Genomic DNA, 12,496 nt, shown 5'->3' with positions numbered 1-12,496 from the left:
TCGATGCCGAGCTGCCGCGTAGATGACAGCAATTCGAGGGGATGAGCCGCAGTGACACCGCTACTGACACCACTGGCGACGGACCTCGACGGCCACGGCCACGGCCCGGCGGGCCCGCCGGCGAACCGACCGATGGCGCAGCCGCTCCGGGTCCTCTACAGCTTCCCGCATCCGCTCGGTCTACCCGGGATCGGCACGACTGCCTACCACCAGGTCATCTCGCTGTGGCGACAGGGCATCGAGGTGCAGGTCTACTGCACGAGCGTCGCTCGTCCGCTCCCCCCTGGCCTGCCGGTGCGCCAGACGATGGCGCTCGGGGGGCAACGCCTGCCGCCCAGAGCGGTCGGAGTGAAACGCGCCAGGTACTGGCACGACCGGGTGGTGGCGACCGCACTGGCCCGGGAGTACTTCGATGTCGCGCATGTCTGGCCAGGTGCTGCCGTTCACACGCTGCGCGCATGTCGACGACTGGGCATCCCGGGACTGCGCGAGGCCCCCAACACCCACACCGCCCATGCCTGTGACGTTGTCGCTCGGGAGACGGCACGCCTGGGTCTGACCATGCAAAGGAACTCCAGCCATGCGCCGAACCCGCGTTCGCTGCGGCTGGAAGACGCCGAGTACGGCGCGGCGACCGCGCTGCTGGTCCCGTCCGATGTCGCCGCCGAGACGTTCGTGGGACGAGGTATGCCGGCCGGCCGGCTCGTCCGGCATCGGTACGGGTTCGATCCGCGCACATTTCCGGCGCCCCGGGCCGAGGAGATGGAAAGACCAGGCACCCGGCCACTGCATGTGGTCTTCGTGGGCCGGTGTGAGCCACGCAAGGGACTGCATCTACTGCTCGAGGCCTGGCGGAGGTCGGGTCTCGCGGGACGGGCCCGCCTGACGATCTGCGGGTCGTTCTGGTCCTCGTACCGAGCCCTGCTCGCTCCCGCACTGGCCCAGCCCGGTGTCGAAACACCCGGTTTCGTAACGGACGTGCCGGGCCTGCTGCGGTCCGCCGACGTGCTGGCCCTTCCCTCCCTGGAAGAGGGCAGCGCGCTGGTCACCTACGAGGCCCAGGCGAGCGGGTGCGCGCTGCTGGTTTCCCGGCAGTCCGGTGCCGTCCTCACCCATGGTGAGCAGGGGCTGCTGCACGAGGCGGGCGATGTCGACACGCTGGCCGCGCACCTGCGGCAGCTGGAACACGACCGGAGCCTGCTCGAACGGCTACGCTGCCGAGCCCTGGCCGCGCGGAAGTCGCTGACCTGGAACCACGCCGGAACCATTCTCCACGCGGCCTATGAGCGGTCCAGGGCGGCCGCGGTAGACGGCGCGGGGACGGACGCGGCATGAGGCTCGGGGACGGGAACGCGGAGGGCGGACGTGCGGGGTCGCTGCGGGTCCTCTATTCCATCTCCCACCCGCTCGGCCGGCCCGGCATCGCCACCACGGCTCTGTACCAGGTCAGAGGCCTGATCGCGGCCGGTTTCCAGGTGACCGTGTACTGCACCAGCCTTGCGATCCCGGTACCCGCCACCCACCGGGTCGTGCAGACCATGGTCGCCCGAGGCGTGCGGATCCCGAACCGGGCGGTCGGAGTGCGGCGGGCGTACGCCTACCACGACTGGTGTTTGGCCAGGGAGCTCGCCCGGCGCCCGCACACCTACGATGTCGTCCACGCCTGGCCACGGGGGTGCGTCCGTACCCTGCGCACCGCCCGCCGTATCGGGTTGCCCGCCTTCCGCGAGGTCTGCAGCCCGCACAGCCGGGCCGCATTCGACCTCGCCGGCCGGGAGGCGGCCGCGACGGGGGTCCGGCTGCCGCGACGGCACGCGCAGCGGGGCCGGTCCTGGCGGCTGCGGCTGGAGGAGGCGGAATACGCGGCGGCGTCCTGGCTGCTGTGCCCGTCTGACCATGTCGTACGGACCTTCATCGAACACGGTGTGGACGCCGGCCGCCTCGTCCGCCACCAGTACGGTTTCGACCCCGACCGCTTCCGGCCGGCGCTTGGTCCGCGGCCCGCGGATCGGCCGTTCACCGTCGCCTTCGCCGGGCGGGGCGAACCGAACAAGGGGCTGCACTACGCCCTGCGGGCCTGGCGGGACGCCGGAAGCCCGGGAACCTTCCTGATCTGCGGTGTGATCATGCCTGATTACCGGGCCCGCCTCGGCGAGCTGCTCGGGCTGCCCGGGGTCCGGGAACTCGGCTTCGTCAGTGACCTGGACCGGGTGCTGCGCGAGTCCGACGCGCTCGTGCTGCCCAGCGTGAGTGAAGGCAGCGCGCTGGTCACGCTGGAAGCGGCGGGCTCGGGGTGCATCCCGGTGGTCTCCGACGCCTGTGGATCGCCTACCCGGCATCTCATCGACGGACTTGTGCACCGTGCGACCGACACTGCCGAGCTGACCCGTCACCTGCGACTGCTCGCAGAGGAACCGACCACTCGCGCCCGGCTGCGGGCTGCCTGCATCGCCGGCCGGGATGCTCACACCTGGGCGCGGGCCGGGGAACGGCTCGCGGAGATCTACCAGGCCGCGGTGCGTGCCCGCCCCGGAGGCGCTCCCGGCTGACGGCCCACGACGGCCGCACCGGCGACCACAGTGGTGCCCTGAACAGCGGAGACTTAGACGTGGACAGCGTGCTCTGGATCGGGCACCCCCGGGAGAAGCCGGGCCGCATTGGTCCCGTACACCCGGCGCAATACGTCGGGCTCGAGGCCCAGGCCGTAGACGGCCCACCGGCCCTGCGGCGGCGGCCATTCCGCCGAGTAGGGGAAGTGGTCGTCGTCGGTCTCGAGCAGTCGGAAGTACCCGCGGAAGCCATCGGCGGATGGTGGGAACGCGTCCGTCCCGAACAACACCCGATCCGCGAAACGGGTGATGAACCGGTTGGCGACCCGCGGCTGCCGGCCAAGCTCGGCGAGCCGGGCGGAGATGTCCACCACCAGGTTCGGGTGGGCGTCGAGCATCCGTTCGACCCGCCCGAGATCCTCCGCAAGGCAGCCGACGTGGGCGGCCACGAACGTGGTGCGCGGGTGTGCGGCCACCGTCGACTCCAACGCCTCGACCAGCCGGGGCAGGCCCGGCCCGCCGCAGCCCGGGAATCTGCGGGAAACGCCGGCACGCGCAGCGGTGGGATGCCGCCGCAGCTCGTCGAGACGTTCATTGTGCCGGTCCGGACGGCGGAAGAAGGCCACCGGGTCACCGACGTGGATCATCACCGGCAGGCCAAGCTCCCCTGCGACGTCGAACATCTCCGACAGCCGAGGGTCGTCCGGCAGCACCCGTCGCCCACGGGCGTCTCGTACCCGCAACCCCAGGTCCTTCCAGATCTTCAGCCCGCGCGCGCCGGCGTCCGCGGACGTGCGCAGCGATGCCACCAGTGCCGCGCTGGGCCGCCGCGATCGCAGCAGGGACCAGTCCAGATGGCAGTAGGTGAGGAACCGACCCGGGTGCGCCCGGTCGTACCGATCCAGGTTAGCCGCCAGCTCGGCGCCCCACCGGCCGTCCAGGTTCACCACTGTCATGATGTTCAGCTCGTCCATCAGCGCCAGGAAGGCGCCCACGTCCGGAACCATCCATCCGCCGTCCCGGCATAGCCAGCGGCCCAGATGGTTGTGCGCGTCCACCGCCGGCCAGCGGGCGCGGCCCACCGTTGTCGCCGGTACCCGCAGCTCCGGCCGCGGCTGCCAGCGGGAGAGCCGGGGGTCTGCTGTTCCCGCGCGCAGCATCGCCAGGACCGCTGTGCGGGCGAGTCGGACCGTCATCTTCACCTGACCTTCACCCTCATCTGACCACTTGCATCTGCCCGGGGGTACCCGCCGTCCAGCCGTCCGGTGGTCAGAATGATTGATCGGTGGCGAGACCGGCAGCCAGCCGCGGGGGCACCTTTGGTTGCGAGTGTCGCTGGGACGGCGAGTGCGGCTGCGCGGCGCGCTGCGCGGGTACAGCCGGCGGTGCCCAGGGAAGGGCCGCGGGACGTCCCGGCGCGCGATAGTCCCAGCCGGCGTCGCGCCAGCGGTCGCGGTCGAGGCAATGCCGAGCGTCGACGACGGCCCGGCGGCGAACGAGGCCCGCCAGTTCCACCGGGCCCAACTCGGCGAACTGGGCCCACTCGGTGAGCACCACCACAGCATCCGCGCCGGCGACCGCCGCCGGCACCGAATCCGCGTACCCCAGCTCTGGATGGACCCGGCGGGCGTTGTCGTTGGCCGCCGGGTCGTACACCGTCACCGCTGCACCGAGCCGGTGCAACGTCGCCGCCACGTCGAGCGCGGGTGAGTCGCGTACGTCGTCCGAGTTCGGCTTGAACGCGGTGCCGAGGACCGCGATCGGGCACCCGTCGAGGCTCGCCCCGGCCGCTGCCCGGACCAGGTCCACGACCCGTGTCCGCCGTCGCAGGTTGATCGTGTCGACCTCCCGGAGGAACGACAGCGCCCGGCCGACGCCGAGCTCGTCGGCCCGGGCGACGAAGGCACGAATGTCCTTCGGTAGGCAGCCGCCGCCGAAGCCGACTCCCGGGCGCAGGAACCGGCTGCCGATCCGTGGATCCTGACCAAGCGCCGCCGCCAGGGTGAGCACATCCGCTCCGGTCGCCTCGCACACCTCCGCCATCGCGTTGATGAACGAGATCTTCGTGGCCAGGAAGGAGTTCGCGGCGACCTTCACCAGTTCAGCGGTGGCGTAGTCGGTGACGATGACCGGTGCACCCGCATCGATGATCGGCGCGAAGACACGCCGCAGCCGGGTCTCGGCCGCCAGCGAGGTCACCCCGAACACGAGCCGATCCGGCCGCAGAGAATCCTCCACTCCGAAGCCCTCGCGAAGGAACTCCGGGTTCCAGGCCAGCTCGGCGCCTTCCCCGACCGGAGCCAGCCTCGCGAGCCTCCCCGCCAGGGCGGCAGCGGTGCCCACCGGCACCGTGGACTTTCCGACGACCAGACAGTCCCGCCGCAGCCGTGGTGCCAACGCTGCCACCGCGGCGTCCAGGTAGCTCAGGTCCGCCGCGTAGCCGTCGCCGCGCTGTGGTGTGTTCACGCACAGGAAGTGCACGTCCCCGAACTCGGCCACCTCGTCATACGACGTGGTGAAACGCAGCCGGCCGGTTTCAAGGTTCTTGCGGAGCAGTGGTTCCAGACCCGGCTCGAAGAAAGGAGCCGTACCGCCCGCGAGCCGGGCCACCTTCGCTGTGTCGACGTCGACGGCCAGCACCCGGCAACCGAGTTCGGCCATGCATACGGCATGCGTGGCGCCAAGATATCCGCTACCAATCACAGTTATCGACTGCTCGCCAGTTACCCGCTGCTCGTCCATGCTGCCCCGATTCATGCTGTCCCGTTCGGCGCGACCGCCGACGTTCCATTACTTCCTGACACGCCGCCCAGAAAGGAAGGCGGTCACGGCAGCATCCCACCGTGACGGCGAGAAACAGTGCTGCGGCCGGCTGCCGGACAGCGTGTTGGCGGGGCCCCGACGCCTAACTCCCGAAGTAGTCCCTTCCACGCCGGACAAGCCGCTACGCGCTCGCTTTCTCTTCGGCGCCGGGCGATCCCGGTCGAATCATCCTCACCGGAGCGGCTCTGGCTACGGTCGCCGTGTTTCCTCGGTTGCATCTGAGATTCGGAAGAAACGCCGCCGAGCCAGCTCCCGTCGGGTGGTTACCCGGCGTCTAGGATGCGACAAGAAATCCTCACCAGAGACGTTCCGGACTATGCCGGTGGCACCATTCGCGTGCCCGCCGGCGAGAAATCTGGGCTGTCGACGTCGAGACGGGAGGGACGGACGCGAGATGGTCGGGCCCGCCGCAAGTGTCGTGATTCCCGCGCACAACGAGGAAGCCGTGATCGGTCGTTGCCTGGAGGCTCTACGTTCGGGCGTACCGCGCGGCTGCCTGGAGATCGTCGTCGTCTGCAATGGGTGCGTCGACGCGACCGCCGAAAAGGCGCGGGCGGCGGATGTCACCGTCCTGGTGACGCCCCGCTCCGGTAAGTCCGCCGCACTGAATCTCGGCGACGAGTCGCTCACCGTATTCCCCCGGTTCTACGTCGATGCCGATGTCCGGGTCACGGGCGCAGCCCTCCTGGCGGTCGCGGACGTTCTACGGGATGGCGGCGCTCTGGCCGCGTCGCCCCGGCTCACCCTGGACATGGCAGGGGTGAGCCGATTGGTCCGGAGCTACTACCGAATCTGGACGCGCCTGCCCTATGTCATCTCCGACCACATCGGATCCGGCGTGGTCGGACTGGCGGAGAAGGGGCGCGCGCGGTTCGACCGATTCCCCGACGCGATAGCCGACGACTACTTCCTCCATGCGCTGTTCGCCCCGGGAGAGCGGCGTACGGTCGACGACGTGAATTTTACGGTCTATCCCGCGCGAACCCTACGGGCCCTGGTCATCCGGATGACGCGCGTATACGCGGGCAATATGGAGCTGCGCAGGCGCGGCCTGGTATCCGGCGTAACGTCGGGTAGGAGCGGCCGATCAGCCGCCGGCCAGGCCGACTGGCTTCGCATCGTCATGGCGGACCCGCGCCTTATCGGCGCGGTACCGGCATATCTGAGCGTCGCGCTCACAGCGAAGGTGCTAGCCCGGCGCAAGGTTTGTTGTGGGAATCTCAGCTCCTGGGAACGCGACGACACCAGCCGCACCTCGACGACGGGAGACATCTGATGAAACGGACGCTGCGTGCGGTGTGTTCCGTTGTCGACCCGCGGATCTGGCTGCACATGCTGCGAATACTGCATTTCTACGGGTATTCCCATGTACTCCCGCGGCGGCGCGTCACCATGGGTGCCGGCGTACGCATGGCGCCGAACACCTCGATCCGTAACGGCGAACGCGTCTCCATCGGCAGCGGCACGCGCATTGGTGAAAGGTGCTGTCTGTGGGCCGGCGACGACCACGGGCGGGTTGACATCGGCCGGCACACCCTGCTCGGACCGGGGGTTTTCATCACGGCATCGAACTACCGGATGCTGCCCGAAATTCCAGCCACGTACCAGCCGAAGGATGAAAAGGACGTTCGGATCGGTACGGACGTCTGGCTCGGCGCGGGCGTGACGGTCGTCGCGGGGGTGACGGTGGGCGATGGGTGCGTGGTCGGCGCCGGCGCGGTGGTGACCCGCTCCCTGCCGGAGGGATCCATCGCGGTGGGCGCGCCGGCCCGGGTAGTGGGCCGGCGCGGGCCGACAGGCCGGACCCCGGACGTGCATCCGGGGACAGGGCGCGAGAGCGACCTCGCAGTCTTCGCGATCGTCGCAGCGACTGCGGAGGGCACCGCCGACACGGGACACGGACACCGGGAGGCGGAATGGCTGTCGACGTCTCAGTCCTGATCGTCTCATACAACACCGGTGAAATGACGGCGACGTGCCTGGAGTCCCTCGAAGCCACGTCCGGCGGCCTGCGCATCGAGGTCATAGTCGTGGACAATGCCTCGACGGATGGATCCGCCGAAATCGTCCGTAAACGTTTTCCCTCGGTCAAGCTGATCGAGCTGAGTTCGAACATCGGTTTCGGCCGAGCGGTCAATCTCGCGGCATCTAATGCCCTGGGAAACTATCTGCTCCTGCTCAATCCCGACGCCGTCGTGCTCACTGGCGCGGTTCAGAATCTGTTGGAGTTCGCCCGGGCCAACCCACGGCACGGCATCTACGGCGGCCGCACCTTCGACCCGCAGGGCGCCGCCAGCCACACCTCGTGCTTTGGTGCGCCCACCGTCTGGAGTCACGTCTGCTTCGGCATGGGCCTGTCTACCGTCTTCCGGCGCTCACGTGTCTTCGATCCGGAATCGCTGGGACGGTGGGAGCGTGACAGCGTCCGGACTGTGGGCGTGGTGACCGGCTGCCTGCTGCTCGTTCGGCGGGCACTGTTCGAGCAGTTGGGAGGCTTCGACCCCCGCTTCTTCATGTACGGCGAAGATGTCGACCTGTCGGTGCGCGCCCGCCGAGCCGGCTGGGATCCGGTGATCACGCCCGACGCGGTCGTGATTCACCACGGTGGCGCGTCGTCGTCCAACTGGACGGGCAAGCATGTCCTGGTGATGAAGGGGAAGACGACGCTCGCACGGGTGCACTGGACCGGATGGCGTAGCGGGCTGTGCCTGACGATGCTGTGGCTCGGGGTGACGCTACGGGCGATGCCCACGGTGGCATCCGGTGGCCGGTCGGCGGGTAGTGGGACCAGCGACTGGCGTGGTCTGTGGCACCGCAGAGCCGACTGGTGGTCCGGGTACGAGCAGGTCGCACCCGAGCCGGCCGAGACCGGACGCGAAGAAAGCGCGGCCCGGCCACCGGTGTGACGGGTAGACGCATCGACGGGCCCGCCGACTGGTACGACCTCCGGCAGGCCCGCAGCAGGGCGTCTCAGAACGCTCCCGACCTACCGAGTACCGCCCGGACGGTCCGCAGGATGATGATCAGATCGAACATGATGGACCAGTTCTCCACGTAGTAGAGGTCGAGCCGGACGGCATCCCGCCACGGCAGCTCCGAGCGTCCGCTCACCTGCCACAGGCCGGTGAGGCCGGGCTTGACCTTCAATCGGCGGTGTACGGGTCCGCTGTACCGAGCGACTTCCGACGGCAGCGGGGGCCGCGGACCTACCAGCGACATCTCCCCCCGCAGGACGTTGACGAACTGGGGCAGTTCGTCGACGGACAGCCGACGGAGCGTCCGCCCGACCCGGGTCACCCGGGGGTCGTCACGAATCTTGAAAAGGAGCCCGTCGGCCTCGTTGTGATTCTCCAGTACCGCCCGGCGCTGCTCGGCGTCCACATACATGGTGCGGAACTTCAGGATCTCGAAGTCGCGTCCGTCCTTACCCGTTCGTGTCTGCCGGAACAGCGCGGGTCCGCTGCTGTCGAAACGGATGAGCAGCACGACGGCGAGTAGCAACGGGCACAGAACGACGAGAGCGACGGCGGCGAGGGCCCGGTCCAGCATGTTCTTGGCGAACTTTCGCCAGCCGGTGAACACCGGCTCCTCCACGTGGAGGAGAGGGAGGCCGGCGACCGGCCGCAGTGACACGCGCGGCCCGGCAATCCCGCCCAGGGGCGGGGCCACGACCAGGTCGACCCCGGTGCCCTCCAGCTCCCAGGCAATACCCTTCGCTGTCTCGATGTCGAGCGATGCGGAGGAGGTGACCACAACCGTGTCGGCGCCGGTAGCGGCGACGACGGAGCTCACCTGTTCCAATGATCCGAGCACGGGAGCACCGACGTTGCCGTCGGGGCGTCGGGCCCCCTTCGGCACACACACGCCGATGACGTCGAATCCGGCCGCGGGTTCATGATGGAACTCACCGACGAGTTCCAAGACCGAACGAGAGTCGCCGACCACCACGACCCGGTGGCGGGCATGCCCGGTCCGCCGAACGGAGACCAACCGGAGGCGGGCGAGCGCCCGGCCGGTCAGCAGTAGCAGGAGTCCGAGGGGCAGGGCGATCAGGCAGAAGCCCCGCGCGACCTCCGCCCGCAGGACGTAGCACCCGATTGTCGTGGCGCCCCACAGCCGGAAGGTCCCGACGCTGATGCGCCGGTACTCCTCGGTCCCCACGCCGAGGTATCTCGTCGCGTAGGCGTCGGTGGCACCCAGCATGACAAGCCACGCCAATGCGATGCAGGTGCCGATGGACAGGTACCACATCCCCCGAGCGGTCGCCTCCGCTTCGATGCCGAAGCGGAGGAGGTAGGCGCAGACGATCGCGACGACGATCGCCAAAGTGTCGATCACCACGAGCTGCGTGCACAGCCGTGCCTTCCACCGCTGGCTGCCGGCCGCCGGCCATTCGTCCGGACACCGCTGCCGAGGGATGGCCGGGACGGGCGCATCTCCCCCCAGGACAGTCGGCACGGCATCTGTCTCCATCACGGACCCCCCACTTTACATACCAGGCTGGATACTTCAGATCTTCATTTCGTCATCTTCTCGGCGCGGTCATGTCATCACCGTTCGTCGCCTCTCCAGGTGGTACCAGAAGGTGCTCGGAATCCAGCCGGACCGGTACGGGGCGACTGGCAGGGTCCGGATCAACCGCGACCACAACCACCCCACGGATATCCTTCCAAGCCAAATCGGCAGGGCGATGATTGTGGCAGGCGGAAGTCGAAGGACCCGATCGGTCGCGAGAATTCTTACGGATACTCTTTCTTCGGTGACCGTGCACGACTTTTCCGGGTAGCCGTCAGTCGGCCACGTCTCCCCGAGCTGAGCTCGATCCTAGTAACCCGGCCGTCCCCGGTTGGTCTCCGGGCGTCGTGTCGGGGCGCGACCGGCGGGACGAGTCGGCAGGTCCGCGGCGCAATCGGAGACCTGTGGGGCTCTTCGGTAAGGCTCTACCGGATCTCTCTTCTGTCCCACGTGCCGAGTTACACGCAACTGCACCCTCTGTACATCGTGACGTCGCGCGTAGCCGGTGATGTCGAGAGCGGAATCAAGTGGTCTGGCGCATGCTTTACCAGCAGATCTCGAGCGACACGAGGATTTGACCGGAGGCGAGAGCCTGTACCCTGTGGTCTAGGGCGCCCCCAGCGGCAGCTGGCAGCACTGCCAACACGACCCGACCGTGCACCGCCGCGCACACCGTGACCCGGTGCCGATCCAGGGCCCGGGCGACCTCGTGAACCAGGAGCTCGGCCTCGTCGAGCCGCGGGACGATGCCGATGACCCGCACCGGCTGGCCGAGCGGAAACAGGCCGGAATCCCGCTCCGCGGTCTGTTCCTCGTCACCGTTCACCAGAATTTTCACGAGTAACGTCTGCCGTTGCGCGGCGGCTCGGCTCCGGTTCTCTGCCAATTTCGCACACACGGTGGCAGCAGAGAAGGCGACCTTTCGGCTGTAGCGTTCCAGGTCTGCGCGCAAAGACGATGTCGAGGCATCGTCCATCACCTCGTCGATACCGTTCAGGAGGACTTTCGCGGTCAGCCGGATAAGCTCCAGGGTCTGGTCCGGGGAAATCTGCCCCACGACGTCATGGGGAACATCGGAGAAGATGTTGTCGAGCTGCGGGGACGCCGACGTCCCGATATTCGATCTCATTGCAGTCGACGCTGTCTCGCTCAGCTCGTCCTTTAAGTGCCCCACGAGCGCAGAAAGGAAAGATGGTAGGTAGGTAAACCTTGCTTTCTGCGGTGCTGTGTGGGGGATTAGGGTTTTGTGGCCACTCGAAGCCGCCCGACGGGTCGGAGGCTTCAAGCCACCCCGAGCAGCCTTAGCTGACGACTGTGGTGGTGAGCGTCGGGAAAAGGCGCGCCGTGAGCGCGTCAGGCAGAGAACGGGAAGACGAGCGCAAGCGAATCGCCGTACGTGTCGTAGCGAGCAGACGGCATCGGATATTCTGCGGCGGATAGGACCCGGGTAGGAACGGTGATCGTACCGTCGTACGCCGGCGGAGGGACCGTGGTCCGATGTCGCACCGCGCGACGGCGGATGTACTGCGGTTGTCCGTGGTCGTTCCGGCCGCGGACGTCACCCCGCCGTGGAGGAGCGACGATGACCAAGGACCACCGAGGGGCCAGGCCCCCGGGCCGCCGGAGCCTGCTTGCCGGGGCGGCGGGACTCGTCACCACGGTGGCCGCGGCGACGGCCGTACCCGCCGGCGCGGCCGCTGCGGCGCCCACCCCTGCCCCGGCCCCCATACCGGCGCCGGCGCGTCGGTTCGCGGGGAAGGTCGTCCTTGTCACGGGAGCGACCTCGGGCATCGGACGGGCGGCGGCCATCGCGTTCGCCCGGGAGGGAGCGAGAGTCGGCTTCTGCGGCAGGCGGGAGGAGCTCGGCCGCCGTGTGGAGGAGGAGATCCGCGCCGCCGGCGGAGAGGCCACCTACACGCGGGCCGACGTCCGCGATCCTGCCCAGGTCGAGTCGTTCGTGGCCGGTGTCGCCGACCGGTACGGCCGGCTGGACGTCGCGCTCAACAACGCCGGAACCCAGATTGTGAAGCCGCTGCACGAGATGACCGTCGAGGAGTGGGACGACACCGCCCACACCAACACCCGCGGGGTCTTCCTCGCCATCAAGTACGAGGTGCCACCGATGCGGGAGTCCGGCGGCGGCGTCATCCTCGTCACCGGCTCCGCGAACGAGTTCGCCAGCAGGCCCGGACTGGGCGCCTACAGCGCGAGCAAGGGAGGCGTCACCGGCCTGGTACGCACCGCGGCCCTGGACTACGGACAGGACAACATCCGGGTCGCCGCGCTCTCTCCGGGCACCACCGACACGGGGCTGGTCGACCGCCGCCGCCCCCCGAACATCACCGACGAGCAGTGGGCCGCCGGCAAGGCCCAGTACGGTGCGGACAACGTCGACGCGCTGCGCCGGATGGCCCGCCCGGAGGAGATGGCCGCCGCCGCCCTCGCCCTGGCCTCGCCGGACATGAGTTTCCTGACGGGCACCTCGGTTCTCGTCGACGGGGGCATGCTCGCCGGCCTGTGACGCCGTGCGGGGCGTCGTGGCCCGCCACGGCCGTCGCGGCGAACAGGCCGGCAACCCGCCCGTTGCCCCAGCCCCGCACGGGGCCCTG

The 12,496-nt window shown here is 69.0% G+C and carries 10 protein-coding genes; 6 read left to right on the top strand and 4 right to left on the bottom strand.

Going from position 1 to position 12,496, the window contains the following annotated elements; translation table 11 throughout:
• Positions 1-132 precede the first annotated feature (132 nt).
• Together FRANEAN1_RS32665 and FRANEAN1_RS32660 are read left to right on the top strand one after the other, a co-directional pair.
• A complete protein-coding gene (locus tag FRANEAN1_RS32665; protein ID WP_157472874.1) occupies positions 133-1,335 on the top strand; it encodes a glycosyltransferase family 4 protein in 1,203 nt (400 codons plus the stop codon).
• Entirely contained in the window at positions 1,332-2,549 is a 1,218-nt protein-coding gene (locus FRANEAN1_RS32660; RefSeq protein WP_020463957.1) for a glycosyltransferase family 4 protein, read from the top strand. The genes FRANEAN1_RS32665 and FRANEAN1_RS32660 overlap by 4 nt, the downstream gene beginning before the upstream one ends.
• A 53-nt stretch (positions 2,550-2,602) precedes the next feature.
• Here FRANEAN1_RS32660 and FRANEAN1_RS32655 read toward each other — a convergent pair whose 3' ends face one another.
• Together FRANEAN1_RS32655 and FRANEAN1_RS32650 are read right to left on the bottom strand one after the other, a co-directional pair.
• The gene (locus tag FRANEAN1_RS32655) at positions 2,603-3,745 is read right to left on the bottom strand and encodes an amidohydrolase family protein (protein WP_020463956.1); all 1,143 of its coding nucleotides are present in this window, start codon (positions 3,743-3,745) and stop codon (positions 2,603-2,605) included.
• A 73-nt stretch (positions 3,746-3,818) separates the two neighbouring features.
• A complete protein-coding gene (locus FRANEAN1_RS32650) occupies positions 3,819-5,306 on the bottom strand; it encodes a UDP-glucose/GDP-mannose dehydrogenase family protein (RefSeq protein WP_347176846.1) in 1,488 nt (495 codons plus the stop codon).
• A 460-nt stretch (positions 5,307-5,766) separates the two neighbouring features.
• Between FRANEAN1_RS32650 and FRANEAN1_RS32645 the strand changes: the two genes are divergently transcribed.
• The 3 genes from FRANEAN1_RS32645 (at position 5,767) to FRANEAN1_RS32635 (ending at position 8,278) form a co-directional block, all read left to right on the top strand.
• Positions 5,767-6,648 (top strand): glycosyltransferase family 2 protein, encoded by an 882-nt coding sequence (locus tag FRANEAN1_RS32645; RefSeq protein ID WP_020463954.1) that lies wholly within the window; start codon positions 5,767-5,769, stop codon positions 6,646-6,648.
• A gap of 134 nt (positions 6,649-6,782) precedes the next feature.
• On the top strand, positions 6,783-7,313 hold the full coding sequence (locus FRANEAN1_RS32640; RefSeq protein ID WP_198145400.1) for an acyltransferase: 531 nt from the start codon (positions 6,783-6,785) through the stop codon (positions 7,311-7,313).
• A complete protein-coding gene (locus FRANEAN1_RS32635) occupies positions 7,289-8,278 on the top strand; it encodes a glycosyltransferase family 2 protein (protein ID WP_020463952.1) in 990 nt (329 codons plus the stop codon). Before FRANEAN1_RS32640 ends, FRANEAN1_RS32635 begins: the two co-directional genes overlap by 25 nt.
• A 64-nt stretch (positions 8,279-8,342) precedes the next feature.
• On the opposite strand, the gene FRANEAN1_RS32630 is transcribed toward FRANEAN1_RS32635, so the two are convergent.
• Entirely contained in the window at positions 8,343-9,830 is a 1,488-nt protein-coding gene (locus tag FRANEAN1_RS32630) for a sugar transferase (protein WP_347176845.1), read from the bottom strand.
• Between the two features lie 601 nt (positions 9,831-10,431).
• The gene (locus FRANEAN1_RS32625) at positions 10,432-11,016 is read right to left on the bottom strand and encodes a hypothetical protein (protein ID WP_157472873.1); all 585 of its coding nucleotides are present in this window, start codon (positions 11,014-11,016) and stop codon (positions 10,432-10,434) included.
• Positions 11,017-11,469: 453 nt separating this feature from the next.
• Here FRANEAN1_RS32625 and FRANEAN1_RS32620 point away from each other — a divergent pair, with 453 nt between their 5' ends.
• Positions 11,470-12,408: an SDR family oxidoreductase gene (locus FRANEAN1_RS32620; protein WP_020463949.1), complete on the top strand. Its 939-nt coding sequence runs from the start codon at positions 11,470-11,472 to the stop codon at positions 12,406-12,408.
• The last annotated feature ends 88 nt before the right edge of the window (positions 12,409-12,496 follow it).

Source organism: Parafrankia sp. EAN1pec (assembly GCF_000018005.1).
GTDB classification, from domain to species: domain Bacteria; phylum Actinomycetota; class Actinomycetes; order Frankiales; family Frankiaceae; genus Parafrankia; species Parafrankia soli.
This window is presented reverse-complemented; position numbering and strand designations above follow the sequence as displayed.